Source organism: Microbacterium sp. (genome assembly GCF_031179285.1).
In the GTDB taxonomy this organism is placed as follows: Bacteria; Actinomycetota; Actinomycetes; order Actinomycetales; family Microbacteriaceae; genus Microbacterium.
This window is the reverse complement of the sequence record NZ_JAPSHY010000013.1, coordinates 27,862-48,237: the sequence shown is the minus strand read 5'-3', so window position 1 is coordinate 48,237 and position 20,376 is coordinate 27,862. Positions and strand designations below refer to the sequence as shown.

General features: G+C 68.0%; 20 protein-coding genes and 1 pseudogene. 16 read left to right on the top strand and 5 right to left on the bottom strand.

Translation table 11 applies throughout. The annotated features are described in order from the left end of the window. Positions 1–1,282, bottom strand: a pseudogene (locus RIN18_RS10060) (helicase); the annotation flags it as partial. Between the two features lie 122 nt (positions 1,283–1,404). Beyond that, on the bottom strand, positions 1,405–2,196 hold the full coding sequence (locus tag RIN18_RS10055; RefSeq protein WP_309103835.1) for an AraC family transcriptional regulator: 792 nt from the start codon (positions 2,194–2,196) through the stop codon (positions 1,405–1,407). Between the two features lie 49 nt (positions 2,197–2,245). Here RIN18_RS10055 and RIN18_RS10050 point away from each other — a divergent pair, with 49 nt between their 5' ends. The 12 genes from RIN18_RS10050 (at position 2,246) to RIN18_RS09995 (ending at position 14,177) form a co-directional block, all read left to right on the top strand. After that, positions 2,246–2,707, top strand: coding sequence for a DUF2000 domain-containing protein (locus tag RIN18_RS10050; RefSeq protein ID WP_309103834.1), 462 nt, complete (start codon positions 2,246–2,248; stop codon positions 2,705–2,707). 126 nt (positions 2,708–2,833) lie between these two features. Continuing rightward, positions 2,834–3,652 carry an ATP-binding cassette domain-containing protein gene (locus RIN18_RS10045; protein ID WP_309103833.1) on the top strand — a complete coding sequence of 273 codons (819 nt, stop codon included), beginning with the start codon at positions 2,834–2,836 and terminating at the stop codon, positions 3,650–3,652. 54 nt (positions 3,653–3,706) lie between these two features. Further along, entirely contained in the window at positions 3,707–4,792 is a 1,086-nt protein-coding gene (locus RIN18_RS10040) for a substrate-binding domain-containing protein (RefSeq protein WP_309103832.1), read from the top strand. A gap of 34 nt (positions 4,793–4,826) precedes the next feature. Beyond that, positions 4,827–5,846 carry an ABC transporter permease gene (locus tag RIN18_RS10035; RefSeq protein ID WP_309103831.1) on the top strand — a complete coding sequence of 340 codons (1,020 nt, stop codon included), beginning with the start codon at positions 4,827–4,829 and terminating at the stop codon, positions 5,844–5,846. Beyond that, positions 5,843–6,844: an ABC transporter permease gene (locus RIN18_RS10030; RefSeq protein WP_309103830.1), complete on the top strand. Its 1,002-nt coding sequence runs from the start codon at positions 5,843–5,845 to the stop codon at positions 6,842–6,844. The genes RIN18_RS10035 and RIN18_RS10030 overlap by 4 nt, the downstream gene beginning before the upstream one ends. Continuing rightward, complete coding sequence (locus RIN18_RS10025) at positions 6,841–7,800, top strand: aldo/keto reductase (protein WP_309103829.1); 960 nt, start codon at positions 6,841–6,843, stop codon at positions 7,798–7,800. Before RIN18_RS10030 ends, RIN18_RS10025 begins: the two co-directional genes overlap by 4 nt. Then, the gene (locus RIN18_RS10020) at positions 7,793–8,485 is read left to right on the top strand and encodes a ThuA domain-containing protein (RefSeq protein ID WP_309103828.1); all 693 of its coding nucleotides are present in this window, start codon (positions 7,793–7,795) and stop codon (positions 8,483–8,485) included. The genes RIN18_RS10025 and RIN18_RS10020 overlap by 8 nt, the downstream gene beginning before the upstream one ends. Continuing rightward, positions 8,482–8,949, top strand: a complete 468-nt coding sequence (locus RIN18_RS10015) for a hypothetical protein (protein WP_309103827.1) — start codon at positions 8,482–8,484, stop codon at positions 8,947–8,949. Before RIN18_RS10020 ends, RIN18_RS10015 begins: the two co-directional genes overlap by 4 nt. Next, entirely contained in the window at positions 8,942–9,946 is a 1,005-nt protein-coding gene (locus RIN18_RS10010; RefSeq protein ID WP_309103826.1) for a LacI family DNA-binding transcriptional regulator, read from the top strand. The genes RIN18_RS10015 and RIN18_RS10010 overlap by 8 nt, the downstream gene beginning before the upstream one ends. Before the next feature lie 61 nt (positions 9,947–10,007). Beyond that, on the top strand, positions 10,008–11,999 hold the full coding sequence (locus RIN18_RS10005; RefSeq protein WP_309103825.1) for a beta-galactosidase: 1,992 nt from the start codon (positions 10,008–10,010) through the stop codon (positions 11,997–11,999). Then, on the top strand, positions 11,996–12,961 hold the full coding sequence (locus RIN18_RS10000; protein WP_309103824.1) for an aldo/keto reductase: 966 nt from the start codon (positions 11,996–11,998) through the stop codon (positions 12,959–12,961). Before RIN18_RS10005 ends, RIN18_RS10000 begins: the two co-directional genes overlap by 4 nt. Positions 12,962–12,968: 7 nt before the next feature. Beyond that, positions 12,969–14,177, top strand: a complete 1,209-nt coding sequence (locus RIN18_RS09995; RefSeq protein WP_309103823.1) for a multidrug effflux MFS transporter — start codon at positions 12,969–12,971, stop codon at positions 14,175–14,177. Between the two features lie 24 nt (positions 14,178–14,201). Here RIN18_RS09995 and RIN18_RS09990 read toward each other — a convergent pair whose 3' ends face one another. Both RIN18_RS09990 and RIN18_RS09985 read right to left on the bottom strand, forming a co-directional pair. Next, positions 14,202–15,194, bottom strand: a complete 993-nt coding sequence (locus RIN18_RS09990; RefSeq protein ID WP_309103822.1) for a serine hydrolase domain-containing protein — start codon at positions 15,192–15,194, stop codon at positions 14,202–14,204. Further along, positions 15,194–15,865 (bottom strand): TetR/AcrR family transcriptional regulator, encoded by a 672-nt coding sequence (locus RIN18_RS09985; RefSeq protein ID WP_309103821.1) that lies wholly within the window; start codon positions 15,863–15,865, stop codon positions 15,194–15,196. Before RIN18_RS09985 ends, RIN18_RS09990 begins: the two co-directional genes overlap by 1 nt. A gap of 283 nt (positions 15,866–16,148) precedes the next feature. Here RIN18_RS09985 and RIN18_RS09980 point away from each other — a divergent pair, with 283 nt between their 5' ends. The 4 genes from RIN18_RS09980 (at position 16,149) to RIN18_RS09965 (ending at position 18,837) form a co-directional block, all read left to right on the top strand. Next, complete coding sequence (locus RIN18_RS09980; protein WP_309103820.1) at positions 16,149–17,435, top strand: sigma-70 family RNA polymerase sigma factor; 1,287 nt, start codon at positions 16,149–16,151, stop codon at positions 17,433–17,435. After that, positions 17,432–17,788 carry a YciI family protein gene (locus tag RIN18_RS09975; RefSeq protein ID WP_309103819.1) on the top strand — a complete coding sequence of 119 codons (357 nt, stop codon included), beginning with the start codon at positions 17,432–17,434 and terminating at the stop codon, positions 17,786–17,788. Before RIN18_RS09980 ends, RIN18_RS09975 begins: the two co-directional genes overlap by 4 nt. 30 nt (positions 17,789–17,818) lie before the next feature. Further along, positions 17,819–18,169: a YciI family protein gene (locus tag RIN18_RS09970; RefSeq protein ID WP_309103818.1), complete on the top strand. Its 351-nt coding sequence runs from the start codon at positions 17,819–17,821 to the stop codon at positions 18,167–18,169. Between the two features lie 125 nt (positions 18,170–18,294). Further along, on the top strand, positions 18,295–18,837 hold the full coding sequence (locus RIN18_RS09965; protein ID WP_309103817.1) for a dihydrofolate reductase family protein: 543 nt from the start codon (positions 18,295–18,297) through the stop codon (positions 18,835–18,837). Here RIN18_RS09965 and RIN18_RS09960 read toward each other — a convergent pair. Then, positions 18,819–20,342 carry a cytochrome bc complex cytochrome b subunit gene (locus RIN18_RS09960; RefSeq protein WP_309103816.1) on the bottom strand — a complete coding sequence of 508 codons (1,524 nt, stop codon included), beginning with the start codon at positions 20,340–20,342 and terminating at the stop codon, positions 18,819–18,821. The genes RIN18_RS09965 and RIN18_RS09960 overlap by 19 nt on opposite strands. Positions 20,343–20,376: the final 34 nt, after the last annotated feature.

Below are 20,376 nucleotides of genomic sequence, written 5' to 3'. Positions count from 1 at the left end.
CGACGCAGAGCCGAGGCCACACCGTGGTGATGACCCGATCGACTCCGGGATCATCGATGAGCTCCTCGCGAATCCGATCCCAATCGATGTCGAGACCAGTCGCCGCTGCGGGGGAGTGAGAGTCGCCGTGATCCGCCGCGAACATGCGATCGATGTCGATGCCGAGGACGTCCTTGACCTCGGCCTCGAAGTCGGAGAGTTCTTTCTCGGTCTGCCGCTCGAGTTCGATCACCAGTTCGTCGACCACGTGCTCGATGAACAGTTCTCGCGCCCGATTGTGCCCGACGCCGCCCTGCAGGGCGGCGTCTCGGGCGGCATCGATCGTCGCGGCACCGAGCGCGACCGTTCCGTGCGCCGTGCGGAGCCGAAGGGGAACGCCGCGGGGCTGATGGGCCTGCACCCAGCGAGCGAGCCCGGTCGCGAAGTTCGAACGCCCCTTGATTCGCGCGACTCGCTCCGGCTCGGTCCTCGTCGCATCCACGCCGACGAGGTCAGGCAACGTCGCCAGCTGCACATCGTTCTCCCCGAGCGAGGGCAGCACCTCGGAGATGTACGTGAGAAATCGCCTGTTGGGACCGAACACCAGCACACCGCGATGGGCGATCTCCGGGAACGCATACAGCACGTACGCCGCGCGATGCAGGGCGACGATCGTCTTGCCCGTGCCCGGACCTCCGTCCACCACGATGATCCCTCGATTCGGGGATCGGACGATCTGGTCCTGCTCCTGCTGCAAGGTGGCGGCGGCCTCCCGCATCCGTCCCGTCCGTGCGCTACTCAGCGCAGAGACGAGCGCGTCGTCGCCGACGACGTCCTGATCCGTCGGCGCCGCCCCGTCGAGGATCTCGTCACTGACGTCGACGACGCTGCGGCCCTCCAGGCGCAGGTGGCGGCGACGGTGGACGCCCAGCGGCGAGATCATCGTGGCGGAGTAGAACGGCCGCGCAGCCTCGGCACGCCAGTCGACGAGCAGCTGCTCGCCGGCATCCGTGCGTAACCCGATGCGGCCGACATGCAGCGTCGTGCCGTCACCGGCGTCGATGCGCCCGAAGCACAGCGCCCGCTCCGCCGCCCGGAGCCGGCGAACGGTCTCAGCCCACCGCGCCACGTCCAGATCTCTCGCGGAGATGTCTGCCGGTCCTTCGACGGGAGAAGCCATCGCCCTCGCCTGCGCCTCGAGCGCTCCGTGGACATCATCGTCGAGGCGCGCGTACATCTCATCGACCGATCTCTGCTCGACAGCGATCTGCGTCGCCCTGCCCGTGCCCTGCTGTTGCCGCATCGTTCTCCTTCGTCCGGCGTCAACTATGGGTGGTGCTCCCGGCAAGAACAACGTTGACTTTGCGGGCGAGATTTGACCTTCCGAGGGTCCGCGACGTCGGCCGAGGTCCTGTCGCAAGCTGGTCAGCGCGCTGACGCGGCAGCGAAGGCGGCTGGGGTGGTGCCGAGCACCCTGCGGAAGTGACGGGTGAGGTGCGGCTGGTCGAAGAAGCCCGATTCGACCGCGACCTCCGCGGGCGCGTGCCCGTCGAGAAGCATCCGCCGGGCCCGATCGATGCGGCGACCGGTGACGTACCGATGGGGTGCGATCCCGTAGGTCGCAGAGAAGACCCGCATCAGATGACTCGGATGCGCGCCGAGGAGCGCACCCGCCTCGGCCAGTGTAAAGGTCTCCGTCAGCCGCTCGTCGAGCAGCTGACGCAGCCTCCGGGCGAGCGGCGCGTCTCGGGTCGAGGAGCTCGCAGGTCGATCGAGGTGCGCCCTCACGAGCTCACGCAGCTCGAGGATGCCGTGCTCCGCCTCCATCGCGTCGGCAGGAGAGGCGATCGCGGAGTGGACGCGCTCGACAGCTGCCCTGGCGGCAGGGCTCTCCAGGGTCGGTGAGGCGACGGCGGCTCCCGCGAAGGGCGAGGGCAGCCAGTGGGCGTCGAGGTAGAGCACCCGCTTGCGAAACGGTGTCCCCGGGATCGCAGATCGCCCGTCGTGGGGGACATGCGGGGGCAGCAACGTGAGCCTGGTCGGCGCCGTGCGGTGCGCGGTGCGGTCGAGGTGATACACGACCGATCCATCGTCCACGACGAGGAGAGTCCATGTGTCGTGGGTGTGCGCCGGATACGCATGCTGCTCGAAGGTCGCGTACAGCACCTCGCGGAGCAGCGGCACGCGTGGATGCCATGCTCGCAGCGACTCGACCATGCAACAAACGTACAAGCCGTCCGCCGGCGACAACGCCGAGAGTCGGAGTATGAACTCCCGTACCGCAGACCACCATGTCCCCGGCGCACCCGCCGCTCGCGTTCGCTTCGACACGAGAGTCGCCGTGATGCTCAGCCCTGATCTGCTGCCGTGGCAGGAGCTCAACGTGACCTCCTTCCTGATGAGCGGGATCGCCACCAACGGGGCGGGCCTGGTCGGCGAACCGTATCGGGATGGGGACGGAAACGAGTACCTGCCGATGCTCCGTCAACCGGTGCTGGTCTTCACCGCCGGTGCCGTCGCACTCGTTGCGGCGCGGACGAAGGCGCTCGAACGCGGGATGGCGCTCGCGATCTACACGCGGGATCTGTTCTCGACGTCCGACGACGAGGCGAATCGCGCGGCGGTAGCAGCGGTGGCTTCGGCCGATCTCGACCTGGTGGGGATCGCGGTCCGCGGCCCACGAAATGCGGTCGACCGCCTGACGAAGGCCGCTTCGAAGCACCGGTGATCCCCGTCGCCGCATGCGCCCGATCGACCGCCCGGGAAGTTGTTCTTGCGAAGTTCCGGAACCCCGTGCTTTACTGCTTTAAACGTTTCATCTAAAACGTTTCAAAGTGCGAACGATGGGGTTGGTATGGAGCGAGTCGAAGCGAGCGCAGATGCGGATCTCGCGCTGCAGGCGCGGAACATCACGCGCCGATACGGAGCAGTGGTGGCGCTTGCCGATGCGTCGCTCAGCCTCCGGCGGGGCGAGGTCATGGGCCTTGTCGGCGACAACGGGGCAGGCAAGTCGACGCTGCTGAAGGTGCTGTCCGGCGCGGTCGTGCCCGACACCGGCACCATCGAGGTCGACGGCCAGCCGGTCTCGTTCCGCAAGCCGTCGGATGCGCTGAGCGCCGGCATCGAGACCGTGTACCAGGACCTCGCCCTGGTCGACACGATGTCGGCCGTGCAGAACGTCTACCTCGGCCGCGAAGTCCTCTCGAAGAACGCCGTCCTGCGTTTCCTCGATGTCGTGAACGACCGCGCGATGCGCAGTGAGGCGCGCAAGGTGCTGCAGGAGCTCCAGGTCGGCATCCAGTCGGTCAACGTCTCGGTCAAGGGGATGTCAGGCGGCCAGCGTCAATGTCTCGCGATCGCCCGTGCGCTGCTCTGGGGACGCCGCATCGTCATCCTCGACGAGCCGACCGCCGCCCTCGGCGTGCGCGAATCGCAGCAGGTGCTCGATCTGATCAAGCGACTGCGCGATCACGGCGTCAGCGTCATCCTCGTCAGCCACAACATGCAGCAGCTCGTCACGGTCGCGGACCGCTTCACCGTCATGCGCCTCGGCCGCTCCATCGCCACGCGGAACGTGGCCGACGTCACTCCCGAGACGATCGTCGGCCTCATCACCGGGGCGATCCCCGCCGAGGTCGAGACGCCCGAAGACACGGCTCCCGTCGTCCATTAGGCCCTTCCTCCAGAATCCATCAAGTACGTCCGAAACAACCAAGGAGCACCCGCAATGAAGCACTCCACCGTTCACCGCCTGCGCGCAGGCGTCGTCTCCGTCGCTGCGGCGGCTCTTGTGCTCACCGGCTGCAGCACCGTCGGCGACACCGGCTCCGGCGCGGATGCCGGAGGCGGCGACGACACCTTCACCGTCGGCTTCGCCGTCGGGGGTCAGCCCGATGCCGACTGGCAGGAGCTGCAGGGCGATGTCGCCGCTGCACTCGCCGAGCAGCGCGGCTGGGATTTCGTCGAACTGAGCAACGACAACAGCGAGGCCACCGCCACCAAGAACGCCGACCTCTTCATCCAGCAGGGTGTCGACGTCGTGATGATGTTCAACGGCCAGCCCTCTGTGAACCCCGTCATCGCGAAGAAGTATGCCGACGCCGAGATCCCCGTGATCACATTCGACATCGCGCAGGAGGGCTGGTACTTCGTCGGCGTCGACAACGCTGCCGCCGGAACCGAGGGCGGCACCCGTCTGGGTGAACTCGCGAAGGAGCAGTGGGACTGCGACGTCGACCTCGTGATCTCGGCAGAGGGCACCTCGGCCGGACAGATCAACACCTGGCGCACCGGTAATGCCCGCGATGCCGTCAAGGAAGTCTGCCCGGACATCCCTGAGGACGCATACGTCTCGTTCGAGGCGGACGGCAACCTCACCACATCACTCGCGAACGCACCCGGCGTCTTCGCCGCCCACCCGGACGCCGAGAACATCCTCGTCGTCGGCCTCAACGACCAGGCCGTCGTCGGTGCCCTGCAGGCCGCGACCCAGCTGGGTCGAGACGGCTCGATCATGGGCTGGGGTCAGGACGGCGGGCTCATCACCGGGGACAACGTCGATCCGAACCTCGCCGGCAGCGTGATGTACTTCCTCGAGGGCTACCCGGCCTTCGCGTTCGAGATCGCCGACCAGATCGCAGCGGGCGAAGCGCCCGAGATGAAGGACACGGGTGACGACGCGGCCGTCAGTGTGACGCCGTGTGCGGTCAGCCAGGAGCAGGCGTCCGAGATCCCCAGCATCGACGATCGCGTCGCCGCGCTCGCCGACGCTCCGGAGGGCACCACCCTCTACGACCTGTTCTGCCAGTCCTGAATCCATCGGTCGATTGAGACGCATACGAGAGACCATGAACACCTCCCTCCTCTCCTCGACCGAACCGGCGACCCCCGCCGGGCGTCAGAGCAAGCCGGCAGGCCGCTCTGACGCCCGGGCGGGCACCGCGGTTCGAGACGCCCTGACGATCGCGGGCGTATGGGTGCTTCTCATCGCCGTGACCACCCTGGTCCGCCCCGACTTCCTGTCTACGCAGACCCTGCTCGCCGTGACCTTCACGGCGTCGATCTCCGGCATCCTCGCTGTCGCGCAGTCGCTCGTCGTCATCAGCGGCGGCCTGCTCGACCTGAGCCTGCCGGTGAGCCTCGTCCTCAGCGCCTGGACCACGGTCATGGTCCTGGGCGCCGGCGGCCCGACGTTCGCAGCGGTCGCCGTCGGCATCGTCACCGGGGCCGCATGGGGAGCGCTCAACGGCCTGATCGTGGTGTTCGGCAAGCTGAATCCGATCATCGTGACGCTGGCGACCGGGTTCGGGGGTCTCGCGCTCATGCTGCTGTTGTTCCAGTCAGCGCAGATCCCTGCGGGCAGCGAGCTGCGCCAGTTCGGTCTTGGACGGTTTCTCGGGCTCCCGAACATCTTCTGGCCGATGATCGTCGTGGTGCTTCTCGCCGGCCTGGCACTCGCGTACACCCGGTGGGGCCGCCGGCTGGTCGCCGTCGGCGGCAACGCGCAGGCCGCCAAAGCTCGCGGGATCTCATTGCGCAAGGCGCGCCTCGGCACCTTCATCGGCGCCGGCGCCGTCGCCGGTCTCGCCGGGGTGATGTTCACGGCCGTCAACCCGAGCTTCACCCCGAACGCCGGCGCCGGGTTCCAGCTGATCGTCATCGCCGCGGTGATCCTCGCGGGCGTCAGCCTCTCGGGCGGCAAGGGCAACCTGCTCGTCCTGCTCCTGAGCGTCGGCTTCCTCGCCACGATCCCGACCTCCATCGCCTTCTTCGGCCTCGCCCCTGCGTGGGCGATGGTCTTCCAGGGGGCACTGCTCATGTTCGCCGTCGGCATCGACGGATTCCGCCTGAAGAGGAGCGCACGATGACCGCCACCACTGCGCAGCTGTTCTCCGACACGCCGCTATCCGCTCGCGCGCGACTCCTGGAGTCGCTGAAGGGGCCGATCGGCAGCATCGGAGTCACCCTCGCGGCGACCATCATCATCGGGCTCGTGTGGACCGGCCCAGGGTTCCTGTCGCCGTCGAACATACAGATCGTCGGCGTCAGCGTCGCGATCCCTCTCATCGTCGCGGTGATGGCGTCGTTCGCGCTGCTGGCCGGCGTGGTCGACCTGTCGATCGGCTCGATGGTCGGCTTCGGAGCCGTCATCTTCAATCAGCTCGTCTCGGCAGGACTCGATCCCTGGCTCGTCGCGGGGATCACGATCATCGTCGGAGCAGTCGTCGGTCTCGTCAACGCCCTGGTCATCGTGCACTTCGGGGCGGAGCCTCTCGCGGTGACCCTCGGCATGCTGACGCTCCTGCGGGGCCTGTGCCAGGTGATCGTGGTGAACGCCCCGCCGACGACGCTCGTCGAGCCTCTCTACGACCTCACCCAGGGTGCCGTGCTCGGGTTCCCCACCCTGCTGCTGATCGGCATCGGCCTGACGTTCATCGCCGCCGGCTTCGTCTCCAAGACCCGCGGCGGCCGTAAGGTGCAGGCGGTCGGCGGCGACCCTCGTGCTGCCGCCCGTGCCGGGATATCGGTCTCCCGCGTCCGGATCGCGGCCCTCGTGGCCAGTGGGGTGGGAGCGGCCATCGGCGGCATCCTGTACGTCGGCCAGCTGGGGTCCGCGTCGAATGTCCTGGGAACGGGTCTGGAGTTCCAGATCTACGCGGCCCTCATGATCGGCGGCTACTCGATCACCCGCGGTGGCGTGGGCAATCCGCTGGGCGGCCTGTTCGGCCTCCTGGTCGTCGCCGGCATCACGAATATCCTGAACATCAACTTCTTCGATCCCGACTATCTGGACCTCATCGTCGCCGCGATCCTCATCGCAGCGGTGCTGGTGGACCGCCTGCGTGGAGGTGACTCGTTCGAATGAGCTCCATCGACATCACCGCTGACCGGGTGGAGCTCGGTCGCACCGGCCTCCTCGTCTCGCCCGTCTGCATCGGCACCGCCGCCTGGGGTGTCGCTTCACCGATCCATGGCCTCACGGTCTCGGAAGAGGATGCGGTCTCGACGGTGCGCGCGGCGCTTGCGTCACCGATCAACTTCCTCGACACCTCCAACAACTACGGTGACGGCGAGAGCGAGCGGCGCATCGGAGTGGCACTGGCTCAGACCGGGGTGCCCGAGGGTTTCGTCGTCCAGACCAAGCTGGACCGGGACCCGGTCACGGGTTCGTTCGACGGCGACCGGATGCGCCGGTCGCTCGAGGAGAGCCTCACGCGTCTCGGGTTGTCTCGAGTGCCCCTGCTATACCTGCACGATCCGGAGCACATCACCTTCGAGCAGGCGATGGCGCCCGGCGGTCCCGTCGAGACTCTCGCGGCGCTGCGTGATGAAGGGTATGCCGATCACATCGGCATCTCTGGTGGTCCGGCGAAACTGCTGAAGCGATTCGTCGAGACCGGCCTCTTCGAGGCTCTCATCACGCACAACCGGTTCACGCTCGTCGACCGCACGGCCGATGAGCTGATCTCGGTCGCCGCCGACGCCGGCCTCGGCGTGATCAACGCCGCCGTCTACGGCGGCGGCATCCTCAGCGCGTGGCCGCGCACCACCGACAACTACCACTACCGGCCCGCACCGGACGACGTGCTCCAGGCGGTCGACGCGATGGGGCGCGCGTGCGAACGGCATGGCGTGCCGCTGATCGCCGCGGCACTGCAGACGTCGACACGCGATCCCCGCATCCATTCCACGATCTGCGGGATGGTGTCGCCGTCGCAGCTCGAGGACACCATCGCCCAGCTCGCCGTGACGATCCCCGACGATCTGTGGGACGAGCTCGACAGTCTTCGCCCGGCTCCGGAGACATGGATCGATGACTGAGGCGGGCAGCGCGGGTCGGATCGTCATCGTGAGCGGCGCCGACGAGCACGCCGATCCATGGCATGCGCTCGATGCGACCTCGGCGGCGATCGCAGACGTCGTCAACGGCGCCGGCGAGGTGCGGATCGCGAAAACCGACGACGTCGGCGCCTGGGCGGACGCCGACCTGCTGATCCTCAACGTCAGCGGTGACCTGGCGGTCCCGCCGCACCCGTCGACGGCGCAGGTCGATGCGATCGAGGCGCACCACCGCGCCGGACGACCGATCATCGCCATGCACTCGAGTTCCCTCGCCTTCCGCGATGATGATCGCTGGCACCGCATCCTCGGCGGTCGCTGGATTCCCGGAGTGACGATGCACCCGCAGATCGGGAACGCCCTCATCCAGGCGACGCCTGCGGCGGCGGCACCGGCGGGATCGGTGCCGTTCGAGGAAGACTTCTTCGTCTACGACGAGCGGTATTCGGCGCTCGAGATCCGCGAGGACGTGCACGTCCTGGCGCGTCACACCGAGGACGGAACCGTCCATCCGCTGGTCTGGTGGGCGGCGGGAGGTCCGGCCGGCGGTGCCGTCGTCTACGACGCCCTCGGTCACGGGGTCGAATCGTTCGAGAGCGAGGCTCACAGCGCCTGGCTCGCCGCGACCGCAGCGGCGCTCCTCGCCGTGCCGGGGGACAACGCGTGAGAAGCACCTGGAACGGAATCACGATCGATGCCATCGACTATGAAGTCATCCGGCTGAGCAGCTCGGACGCGACAGAAGAGCTCGGCGCCTTCTCGGACGTCCATGTCTCCGCGGCTCCGATGTGGCGGCTCGTCGCCGGATACCTCATGCTTGCGTCCGTGAACCCAGACGAACTCGGCATCTTCAGTCACGGCAGGCTCGCGGCCTCGCTCCGCCTCGACGAGGAGGGCATCCTCGTCCGTGCGGCCGGAGCCGGCAGCTGGGAGGAACGCGGCGATTCCGTCCGCACGAGCGGAGTGGCACTCGTCCCGGGCAATGGCCTCCGAATCACGGACGACGGCGTCCGCCTTTCCGCATCGGCACCATGGCAGGTCAGCATCGTGCACGGTCCGGCTGAGCAGAAGATCGACGCCCGGATCGAGCTGCTGGCGAGCCTCGGACGGGTCGGGGGCCGACGTGGGTGATGTCGGCATCCGCGATGTCGCGCGGCGGGCAGGACTGTCCGTCGCCACCGTCTCGAACGTCCTCAATCGCCCGGAGCTGGTGTCGGCGTCCGCCGCACGGCGTGTCCACCAGGCGATAGAAGACCTGGGCTACGTCCCGAATGTCGCGGCCCGGCAGCTGCGAGCGGGGCGCAGCGACGCGATCGGCATGGCCGTCATCAACATCACGAACCCGTTCTTCTCGGGTGCCGTCCTCGGAGCCGAAGAGGTGGCCGAGCAATCGGGCTTCGCGGTGATCGTGGGCAACAGCTACGACTCGCACGAGCGGGAGTCCCGGTACCTCGATCTCTTCGACCGGCAGCGGCTCGACGGCATCCTGCTGGCGCCGGTGTCTGACGACCTGTCGGGCCTGGACCGGTTCGACAAGCGTGGCGTGCCCATCGTGCTCGTCGACCGCGCCGACCCTTCCGGCGTGCACCTGTCGGTATCGCTGGACGACGTCCGAGGCGGCGCGATGGCGGCGGACCACCTTCTCGCCGGCGGAGCCCGGCATGTGGCCTTCGTCGGCGGCCCGTTCCGGGTCGCGCAGATGCGCGAGCGATTCGAAGGCGCGGAGCGCGCCGTGAAACGAGCCGGCGCGCGCTTCAGTCTCATCGAGACGACGACCCTGAGCGTGCGCCTGGGCCGCGAGATCGGCGATCGCATCGCGGCGATGGACGCCGCGGACCGGCCGGACGGGATCTTCGGCGGCAACGATGAGGTCGCCCTCGGCATCATGCAGAGTCTCATCCACCACGGGGTGTCGGTGCCGGACGACATCGCGATCGTCGGCTACGACGACATCGACTTCGCAGGGTCCGCCATCGTCCCGTTGACATCCGTGAGCCAACCGAGCGTCGAGATGGGGCGCCGAGCGGCGGGGCTTCTGCTGTCGGCGCTGTCGAGCCCCGCCGACGAGCTGGAGTCCGTGCGCTTCCAGCCCGCCCTGGTACACAGGCAATCCACCCGGAACCACTGACACCCCGTCGCTCCTCGACCCGCGCGGCCGAGGAGCGCTCAGATTCGAACGAAGGACGACGATGCACTACGGCGGCGACTACTACCCCGAGCAGTGGGATCCCGCGATCTGGCGGGAGGACATCGAGCGGATGCAGGAAGCCGGCGTCACCATGGTCACGGTCGGCGTCTTCGCCTGGGCGCGCATCCAGCCGCGCGAAGGCGAGTTCGACTGGCGGTGGCTGGACGAAGTCCTCGATCTGCTGCACGACGCCGGCATCGCGGTGGACCTGGCGACGGCGACCGCTTCCCCACCGCCCTGGGCCACGACCGCTTACCCGCAGATGCTGCCGCGCGACCACGAGGGCGTCGTGTACTCCCCGGGCAGTCGTCAGCACTACGCGCCGACCTCTCCCGATTACCGCCGGCTCGCCGCCGACCTCGTCACAGTGATGGCGGCGAGGTACGCACAGCACCCCGCCGTGCAGATGTGGCACGTCAACAACGAGTACGGCTGCCACCTGCACTACGACTACTCCGAGAACGCCGAGCGGGCGTTCCGGCGGTGGCTCGAGGCGAAGTACCGCGATATCGATACTCTCAATTCGGCATGGGGCACGGTGTTCTGGTCGCAGAGCTTCGGATCGTTCGACGACGTTCCCCTTCCACGCCGCGCGCCCTACATCCACAATCCCGCCGCCGAACTCGATTTCCGCCGATTCACCTCGGACGCGCTGCTGGAGTTGTTCGTGATGGAGCGCGACATCCTCCGGGATGCCGGAGCGACTCAGCCCATCACGACGAACTTCATGGGCGCCTTCCCCGCCGCTGACTACTGGCGCTGGGCTCAGGAGGTGGACATCATCTCGGACGACACGTATCCCGACCCGAACGACCCTGCCGCCTATCTGGACTCGGCGTTCACGAGGGACCTCATGCGTTCGCTCAGGCCGGGGCAGCCGTGGCTCGTGATGGAACAGGCCACCGAGGCCGCCAACTCCCGCCTCACCAACGCCCCCAAGGCTCCTGGGCAGGCAGAGGCGCTCTCGATGCAGTCGGTGGGTCGCGGCGCCGACGGCATCCTGTTCTTCCAATGGCGTCAATCGCGGCGCGGTGCCGAGAAGTTCCATTCGGCGATGCTGCCGCACGCCGGCACGGACACCCGGATCTGGCGCGAAGTCGTGCACCTCGGCGAGACGCTGCGGTCGCTGCCGGAGCTGCCGGCCGGACCCAGCGGCGCGCGCATCGCGCTCGTCTTCCGGTGGGACAGCTGGTGGGCGTCGAGCAGTCCGGACCTGCCCACGATCGTCGACTACGAGAGGCATGTGCGAACGTGGCACGGCGCCGCGCAGCAGCTTCACCTGCCGGTCGACCTCGTCCGCGGCGACGAGGACCTCTCCCGGTATGACCTTGTCATCGCCCCGAGCCTCTTCCTCGTCGACGATCGCACCGCCGCCGCCCTTCAGCGGTATGTGGAGGCCGGCGGTCACCTGGTGGTCACCGCGTTCTCCGACGTCGTCGACGCGGACTGCGCATTCCGCGACGGCGGCTTCACTGTGGCACTCCGGGAGGTGCTGGGCGTCGAGACGCTCGAGTTCGGTGCTCTCGTGCCCGCCGGGGGCGGCCACGGTCCGGGGCTGGATGCCGTGACCGTGCGCACTCCGTTCGGAGACTTGGGTGGCCACACCGCCGCCGAGGTGATCCGGCTGCGCGGTGCCGAGGTGATCGGCCGGTTCGTCGACGGGCGGGAGGCGGGCGCACCGGCACTGACCCGTCACGCGTTCGGTGACGGCCATGCCGACTATCTCGCGACGATCCCTGATGCGCCGGCGGCCCGCGCCATCCTGGAATCGCTCTCCGAACACCGCGCCATCGCCCCGCTGCTCGAAGGCGAGCCCGTTTCCTTCGTCGACGTGAGCCGGCGCGGTGACCACGTGACCATCGTGAATCACGGCGTCACCGATGTCGAAGTTCCGATCTCGGGCACGGACATCTCGACAGGGCAGCCGGTCACTCAGGTGCGCCTGCAGCCGTTCGAATGGGCGATCATCCGCACTGAGGGGGAGACACGATGAAGTACACACGCCTGGGCCGGGCGGGCGCGCGAGTGAGCCGCATCGCGCTGGGAACCATGAACATGGGCCCCGTGATCGGCGAAGAGGAGTCATTCGCGATCCTCGATGCCGCGTTCGCGTCGGGGGTGAACTTCTTCGACACCGCCGACGTCTACGGCGGGCCGCCCTGGGGTGACGAGCGCGGACAGACCGAGGAGCTGGTCGGCAGATGGCTCTCCTCACGGGGTCACCGCGACGAGATCGTCCTCGCCACCAAGGTGTACGAGCCGATGGGGCCGGGTGAGAACGACCGCGGCCTGTCATCGTTGAACATCCGGCAGGCCATCGACGCTTCGCTCCGCCGGCTGCAGACCGACCGCATCGACCTCTATCAGATGCACCACATCGACAGGGCCGTGCACGTCGATGAGGTCCTCGACGCGTTCGCCCGCCTCGTCGATCAGGGGAAGGTCATCTACGCCGGATCGTCGAACTTCGCCGGGTGGAACATCGCCCAGTACCAGGAGACCGCCGCCGCACGACATGCAGCTCCGCTCGTGACGGAGCAGTCCGTGTACAGCCTCGTCAAGCGCACCGTGGAACTCGAGGTGGTGCCCGCGGCATCCGCATACGGCATGGGGCTGCTGCCCTGGTCGCCGCTCGCCGGCGGCGAGCTCGCCGGCGTGCTGCGCAAGAGCGACACCTCCCGCAGTGACGCGTCCCGCCTCGGTGAGCGGCGGGAACAGATCGAGCGATACGAGCGCTTCGCGGACGAACGCGGCGTCGATCCCGCGGCCCTCGGGCTCGCGTGGCTGCTGCACCAGCCCGTCGTCACTGCGCCGATCGTCGGGCCCCGACGGATGTCGCACCTGACCAGCGCTCTGGCATCGCTCGAGATCGAACTCGACGGCGATGACCTCGCCGAACTCGACAGGATCTGGCCGGGGCCCGGGGGCCCCGCACCGGAGGCATATGCCTGGTAGAGCCGGGGTGTCCGCGCCCTCCGCGCTGTTCCTCATCGTCCTGGGCTTCGTGCAGGCGATCTGGCCCCTCACGATGGACCTGTACCTGCCGGCGTTTCCCGGGATCGCGGAGAGCCTCGACGCACCCCCGGCCCAGGTGTCGTTCACCCTCACCGGTGCGTTCTTCGGGATGGCGGTGGGGCAGCTGACGGCAGGGCCCCTCTCGGATAGAGTCGGGCGGATGCGGCCGCTTGTCGCGGTGCTGGGGTTGTACGTCGTGGCTTCGGTCGTGTGCGCCACGGCTCCCACCATCGACGTGCTGATCGCCGCGCGAGTGGTGCAGGGGATCGGCGCCTCGGCGAGCGCGGTCATCACACTGGCGATCGTCCGGGACTGCGCCGCCGGCGCCCGGATGGTCCGGCTGCTCGCGCGGCTGCAGCTGATCAACGGCACGTTCGTCGTCGCCTCACCGGCGCTGGGCGCCGTGCTGTTGCAGCTCACCGATTGGCGCGGTCTCTTCTGGATCCTCGTCGCGTTCGGCGCGGTGCTGGCCGCCGCCGTCGCCATCGCGGTCGCACCGCACGAGACGCATGCGGCCGAGTCTCGCAGCGCGGGTACGGTCCGCGCACTCGCCTCCGATTACTGGGCGATGTTCGCGGATGCCGGGTACCGTTTCCCGCTTGCCGCCAACACCCTGCTGTGGGCGGGGATGATGGGCTACATGGCGTCATCGGCGTTCCTGTTCCAGGACGCCTACGGGCTGGATCCGACCGAATACGCCCTGGTCTTCGGCGGCCACGGCGCCGTGATGATCGTCGGTGCGCAGATCAGTGCTCGGCTGAGCGGTCGCTGGGGCCTTCAGAAGGTCATCGGCGTCGGCGCGCTCGGGGCGGTGGGCTCGGTCATCGCGCTCGCCGTCGCCGTCTTCGCAGCCCCCGCAGGCGCGCTCGGGGCCTTCATCGCACCGCTGTTCTGCTTCACGGCATCCTTCGGTGTGCTGTCGCCGTGCCTGCAGGCATCGGCGCTGCAGGATCACGGTGAACGAGCTGGTACCGCAGCCTCGGTGCTGGGGGCTGCGACCATGATCGCGGGGTCGCTGGCGGCACCCTTCGTCGCATCCTTCGGCGTCTCGACAGCGCACCCCACCGTCTGGTTCCTCGCCGCATGCGCTCTCGGAGTGGGCGGACTGGTCCTCTGGAGCAGGCTGCCCGTGAAGGCGCGCGTCCGAGGGACGTGAGAGCCGAACCCGAGCGGCACCCGGTCAGATCGCCGACACCACCGTGTTGTCGAGGGCATCGGCGTCGACCCCATGGCGCGAGACACTGTTCGTCAGCAGCACCCAGCAGACACCGGCGCCCGGGTGCACCCAGAATTCCGTGCCGGACCAGCCGGAGTGGCCGTAGACATCCCGGTCGATGAGACCGGGGGCCCGGGTTCGAAGGTTGAGCGTGAAGCCCCAATCCTGACCGTCGGTGGCGGGGTAGGGATCGAACCGCGGGATGTCGCCGGTCAGGGAGGTGCGCATCATCGCAAGGCCCGCCGGGGTGAGGATGCTCTCGTGCGTTCGTGCCTGATCGCGCGCCGTGGATCCGTGGATCCGCAGCAGTTCGGCCCCGATACGCAGCAGATCCTCCGCCCGTCCGTGAAGGCCGGCACCCGGTGCACGGGTGGCACGGAACCGTGCCATGTCGACGCCGGCCCTGCGGGCATCGACGACATCGACGGGTTCGTCGGGATCGAGCGTCAGGCCGCCCGCTCCGATGGAGGAGGCCCAGCGTCGGACACCCTCGTCCCAGGACGCTCCCGTGGCGTGCTCGATGAGCGCCGCGATCCCCTCGAAGGCGATGGTCGAGTAGCGTGAGGCGGTCCCAGCGGCGAAATCCCGCCCGCGGGTCAGAAGTTCGGTGCGCAGCGGTATCTCGGTGTCCAGGGGCGGTTCCGAGATGCCCGACGTGTGGCTGACCAGATGACCCAGCCGCACCACGTCCGGCCGAGATGCCCCGAATTCAGGCAGTGCATCCGTGAGAGGCGTCTGCGTCGTCAGCAGGCCCCGTTCGACGGCGCGCGCTGCCGTGATTCCGGTGAGGACTTTCGTGATGGAGAACAGCGGGTAGACGGCATCCGCTGTCACGTCACCGAAGGCGTCGAGGGCGACGATGCCGTCTGCCCTGGCCACTCCGAGCACCGCCGTCGGCAGCCGGCCGGCTGCGACGTGCCTCTGCGCCCATTCGAACGCCGCCGTGTATGCCGCCATCAGCGGGCTCGCTCGTTCACGCGATCGGCACCTCGAGCAGGTCTCCGAATGCTCGTACCGTATCGGGCGGTGATCGTCCGGGCGGCCTCGTCGACGGTTCGAGACGTCTCGTCGTCGGTCAGCGACCAGTTCCCATGGACGAGACGCGGCCAGAACACGACAGTGGCGATCATCCCGAGGAACTGCGCGGAAGCGACGTCGAGATCGTCCACCTGCGCGTCGCCCCGTTCGTTCGCCGCCTCGAGGAACTGCCGGAGGGCCCGCAGCACCGGCAGCGTGCCGAAGTCGAACGTCTGCTCCCGCAGCTCGGGGAATCGTGAGGACTCCGTGATGACGGCGCGGATCAACTCCGCCATCCGCGGACGGGAGAGCAGCTCGACGTATGCCGTGCCGAGTACCACCAGGCCGGATCGGAAGTCGCCGGCAGGCGCCTGCAGACTCTCGCTGCCGTGCGCCTCGCCCGCACGCAGCACCATGGCTGTGAACAGCTCCGCCTTGGTGGGGAACTGCTTGAACAGGGTCGCCTTCGACACCCCCGCGCGGGCGGCGACCTGCGCCAGCGACGTTCGATCGAAGCCGAGTTCGAGGAAGAGCTCGGTGGCGGCCTCGAGGATCGTCGCTCGATTGGTCGCCGCCATCCGGCGGTGATACGCAGAGAGTTCGCGTGGCATGCTCCCAGTATGCCGGTGAGGCGAGTCTGTCGACTCGCTGCTCGCCCTGTCGAAATCGGACGACCTGCTTCGTAGATCAAGTGAAGGAAGAAAAGCACCTGCTGGAGTTGACGAGAGAGCGCGATGACGATGATCAACGACCCACTCATGCAACTGTTCTTGTATAACGCAGAGATGGAGCGGCGTTCGGAGTCGTCCGTGCAAGCGGCCGTGCAAGTGAGTGAGAGCAGGGAAGCGGAGTGATGTCGATGCATGTGATGTCCGTTGGGCCTGGCAGAAGGTGATGCCGGACGTGGCCGAGGTGATCACCCGCACTCATCGAGAGGAGTGGGCGCGGATCGTGGCGGGCCTGGCTCGAAAGCTGGGCGACCTCGACATCGCAGAAGACATGGCGGCGGAGGCGTTCGCGGAGGCAGCGACCCGTTGGCCTGTCGAGGGGGTTCCGCCGAGACCGGGTGCATGGCTGACGACCACAGCCCGCCGCAAGGCCATCGACCGGCTCCGCAGGGAGGCGCACCGGCACCAGAAGCATCTGGATGCGCAGCTGGTGAATGCCGCGTCGGACCCCGAGCCGGTCGGCGCGGTCGGCGATGATCGGCTGCGCCTGCTGTTCACCTGCTGCCACCCGGCTCTGTCCCAGGACGCGCAAGTCGCTCTGACGCTCCGCGCGGTGGGTGGTCTGACGGTCGCCGAGATCGCGCAGGCATTCCTCGTGCAGGAAACCACGATGGGGCAGCGGATCAGCCGGGCCAAAGCGAAGATCAGAGCCGCCCACATTCCTTTCCGCGTCCCGGCGGCCGCCGATCTTCCGGCTCGGATCGACGGCGTCCTCGCGGTGCTGTATCTCATCTTCAACGAAGGGTATTTCGCCTCGGGAGACAGCACGGACCCGATCCGCCGCGAGCTGACATCCGAAGCCATTCGCCTCACCCGGCTCGCTCGTGAGCTCCTGCCCGATGACACGGAGGTCGCCGGACTGCTTGCGCTCATGCTCCTCACGGAAGCGCGCACGCCCGCTCGGCTGTCCGTGGAAGGTCGTCTCGTACGCCTCGATGAGCAGAACCGCGACACGTGGGACCAGTCGCTCATCACCGAGGGGCTTTCGATCTGCCAGGCAGCGTTCGACACGCATACCGCGGAAGGCAGGTCCGCCGGTCGGTATCTCCTCATCGCCGCGATCAACGCGGTGCACGTCCGAGCGAGGCGTGCGGAATGCACCGATTGGTCGGAGATCGCAGACCTGTACTCGCGGTTGGAGATCATCGACCCTGGCCCGATCGTCGCATTGAACAAGGCGATCGCCATCGCGGAACGCGACACACCGGAGGCGGGGCTCCTGCTCGTCGACCGACTGGAGAGCGCCCTCGCCGGACATCACGCGTTCCACGTCGCCCGTGCAGAACTCCTGCGCGCTGCCGGGCGCGTGAGCGAAGCCCTCGACGCCTACGACCGTGCGATCCCCCTGGCGGCGAACACCGCCGAAGTCGCCCACCTGAGAACACGACGCGCACAACTCACCCACCCACCACACCGCCTGAGGGCGGGAGAAAGCAAGGAGCAACGCCGATGAGCAACCAGTACCTCGTGATCCACATGACCGATACCACTGGAGCCCCGCTTGCGCAGGAGGACGATCAGCGCATCCTCGGACAGTGGGCCGCAGAAGGACAGCAAGACGGGCGGCTCCATGACGGCGCGCCGGTCGCCGGCCCCGAAGCCGCCAGATCGGTCGCCGTGCGCGATGGCCGGGTCCTCGTCACCGATGGACCCTTCCCTGAGTTCAAAGAGTGGTTCGCGGGATACGACATCATCAACGCCGATTCGATCGAGGAAGCGGCTGCCTACATGGCCAAGCACCCGACGGCCATCCTCGGACGCATCTACATCCTGCCGGTCGTCGCGCTGCCTTGGGATGAGTCCTGACATCCGATCTCCCGTAGACGAGGAACACAGATGCCTCAGTTCGCCGTGTTGATCTACGCCGACGATTCACGACACGCCCCCACTGCCACGAAGGAAGAGCTCAGAGAGTGCGACGAGCATTTCGAGTCGCTGGTTTCCCGGGGACGGATGAGGCTCGCGTACGCGCTGCTGCCGCGGGAGCACGCTCGCACGGTTCGCGCTGAGGGCCCCCGCGAGGGGCCTTACCATCCGACCGGCCATGTCGTCGCCGGCTTCTACGTGCTCGAGGCCGCCAGCGTCGAGGAGGCCCTCGATCTCGCCAGCAGAGACCCCTCTCTGCTCACCGGTGGCGGAATCGAAGTCCGCCCCGTGCACAGCGGCGGAGTGATCGAAGCGCCGTGACGGCATGCTCCCAGTATGCCGATGAGGTGAGTCAGTTGACTCATGGCTCGCCCGCGGCTACGCTCTCGTTGAGGTGAGACGACCGACTCACTTTAGCGAGCGGGACGACTGCCGAGGAGAAGGCAATGGCGAAGGTGATGATTCACGCGACCGTGTCTCTGGACGGATTCATGGCCGACGAGAGCGGGGGGATGGACTGGATGAGCGGGTTCCCCGTGGTTCCCGCTGACGAAGCTCTCGTGGCCGGGCTCATCGAGGAGCTCGGCGCGGTGGTGGGCGGTGCCAATCGATCGCAGACCATCGAAGAGGGGGAGACGCCGTACGGAGGCATCGCCGGCGTGCCGGTCTTCCTCATGACGCGCAGCCCCCGCGAGCCGATCGAGAAGCACGGGGTCACTTACTCTTTCGTCGTCGACGATGTGGCCGAAGCCGTCGCCGCAGCCAGACAGGCCGCGGGCGAGAAGTGGGTGAGCGTTCTCGGGGGCACGATCGCTCGGCAGTGCCTCGAACAGGGGCTCGTCGACGAGATCGTGCTGCATGTCGCGCCGGTCGTGCTCGGAAAGGGAATCCCGCTCCTGGCAGGGCTCAGCACTCCGCTCACGCTCGAGCGTCTGGACACGTCGGCCTTCGCCGGCGAGGTCCACCTGCGCTACCGCGTGCTCGCGTAGCTGCTGACCTCGCGCACAGGCTCGCTGGCCGCTCTCGAGTCCTCGGGCAGGGGGCGACGCGCTCGCTCGAGCGGGTCGAGCGGCCGATGCTCCTCCACGTACTCGCCTCCGGGCAGCCGAATGATCCGGCCGGTCTCGTATCCATGCCGCCGGATCTCCCTGTCCTTGCGCTGCAACCCCAGGCACAGGCGCCTGGTGATGGAGTACCCGAGTGGGGGAGCCACGAACAGAAGCACCTGGAACGCCACGATCACATGCTCGAGCGCCAGGGAGAAGTGCGTCGCGATGAGATCCGCGCTGGCCGCGCCCCACAGCACACCGTAGAAGGCCATGCCGGCGACTCCGATTCCCGTGCGTGTCGGGGCGTTGCGCGGACGGTCGAGGAGATGGTGATCGCGCCTGTCGCCGGTGATCCACTCCTCGAGGAAGGGGTAGGCGGCGATGACGGCGAGGTAGAGCGTCACCACGACGAGGGGCGCGACGACAGCCAGAGTCCAGGTGCGATCGAGCCACTCGAACTCCCATCCGGGAGGGACGAGGCGAAGGGCTCCGTCGAGGAAGCCGGTGTACCAGTCGGGCTGACTGCCGGCGGAGGCGTCCCCCGGCGAGGCGGGTCCGTAGAGCCAGATGGGATTCACCGTCACCAGGGTCGAGATGAGCAGGAGCAGTCCGCACACGATCGCGAAGAGACCGCTCGCGCGGGCGGCTGCCACCGGAATCAGGGGCACGCCGACGACATTGTCCTCGGTCCGACCCGGGCCGGGGAACTGCGCGGGCCGCTGTCGGAGAGCGCCGAGCGCACGCAGCACCACCAGCGCGATCAGCAGCGCAGGGACGATGGCGACGTGGAGCGGATAGAGGTGCTCGATGATCCTGCCGGGGAAGGGCCCGCCGAACAGCAGAGACGACAGCCAGGTGCCGATGAACGGGACACCGAGAGCGATCCCTTCCGTGATGCGAAGCCCGGTTCCCGAGAGCATGTCGTCAGGCAGGGCGTAGCCGCTCCAGCCGCCGGCGAGGCTGACGATGAAGAGGAGGAACAGCAGCACCCAGAGACCTCGACGGGGGCGGCGGAACGCCCCGGTGAAGAACGATGCCAGAAGCTGCACGATGATCGACGCCGGCAGCAGCAGCCCGGACCAGTGATGGGCCTGACGGATCAGCAGACCCCCCGGCACGTCGAAGGTGACGCGCATCGTGGAGTCGAACGCCTGTGACACCGTCGCGCCACGAAGAGGCGCGTAGTCCCCCGTGTAGGTCGTGGCGGCGCTCGAGGGCGTGTAGAAGAACATCAGCAGCACCCCTGTCAGGGTCACCACCACGATGCAGGCGATCGTCACGACGCCGAACAGGTTCGTCCAGTGGGTGGGCGCCGGCCGCCGGCGCAGGGCACGCTCGACATCCGCCACGCGCCAGCCGAAGACGGTGGATTCGTGGATCCGGGCAGCCAACCGATCGGTGACGGACAGTCGTCGGCTCATCGGCTCAGCGGGTCTGGGGGTCATGGTCCTGCATCAGTGCTCCTCATGTCGCTCTCAT

Bases quoted from the DNA above. Each gene is read 5' to 3' on its own strand.
- RIN18_RS10055 (WP_309103835.1), bottom strand. From the start codon at position 2,196: ATGGTCGAGTCGCTGCGAGCATGGCATCCACGCGTGCCGCTGCTCCGC.
- RIN18_RS10050 (WP_309103834.1), top strand. From the start codon at position 2,246: ATGAACTCCCGTACCGCAGACCACCATGTCCCCGGCGCACCCGCCGCT.
- RIN18_RS10045 (WP_309103833.1), top strand. From the start codon at position 2,834: ATGGAGCGAGTCGAAGCGAGCGCAGATGCGGATCTCGCGCTGCAGGCG.
- RIN18_RS10040 (WP_309103832.1), top strand. From the start codon at position 3,707: ATGAAGCACTCCACCGTTCACCGCCTGCGCGCAGGCGTCGTCTCCGTC.
- RIN18_RS10035 (WP_309103831.1), top strand. From the start codon at position 4,827: ATGAACACCTCCCTCCTCTCCTCGACCGAACCGGCGACCCCCGCCGGG.
- RIN18_RS10030 (WP_309103830.1), top strand. From the start codon at position 5,843: ATGACCGCCACCACTGCGCAGCTGTTCTCCGACACGCCGCTATCCGCT.
- RIN18_RS10025 (WP_309103829.1), top strand. From the start codon at position 6,841: ATGAGCTCCATCGACATCACCGCTGACCGGGTGGAGCTCGGTCGCACC.
- RIN18_RS10020 (WP_309103828.1), top strand. From the start codon at position 7,793: ATGACTGAGGCGGGCAGCGCGGGTCGGATCGTCATCGTGAGCGGCGCC.
- RIN18_RS10005 (WP_309103825.1), top strand. From the start codon at position 10,008: ATGCACTACGGCGGCGACTACTACCCCGAGCAGTGGGATCCCGCGATC.
- RIN18_RS10000 (WP_309103824.1), top strand. From the start codon at position 11,996: ATGAAGTACACACGCCTGGGCCGGGCGGGCGCGCGAGTGAGCCGCATC.
- RIN18_RS09990 (WP_309103822.1), bottom strand. From the start codon at position 15,194: ATGGCGGCATACACGGCGGCGTTCGAATGGGCGCAGAGGCACGTCGCA.
- RIN18_RS09985 (WP_309103821.1), bottom strand. From the start codon at position 15,865: ATGCCACGCGAACTCTCTGCGTATCACCGCCGGATGGCGGCGACCAAT.
- RIN18_RS09980 (WP_309103820.1), top strand. From the start codon at position 16,149: ATGCCGGACGTGGCCGAGGTGATCACCCGCACTCATCGAGAGGAGTGG.
- RIN18_RS09975 (WP_309103819.1), top strand. From the start codon at position 17,432: ATGAGCAACCAGTACCTCGTGATCCACATGACCGATACCACTGGAGCC.
- RIN18_RS09970 (WP_309103818.1), top strand. From the start codon at position 17,819: ATGCCTCAGTTCGCCGTGTTGATCTACGCCGACGATTCACGACACGCC.
- RIN18_RS09965 (WP_309103817.1), top strand. From the start codon at position 18,295: ATGGCGAAGGTGATGATTCACGCGACCGTGTCTCTGGACGGATTCATG.
- RIN18_RS09960 (WP_309103816.1), bottom strand. From the start codon at position 20,342: ATGACCCCCAGACCCGCTGAGCCGATGAGCCGACGACTGTCCGTCACC.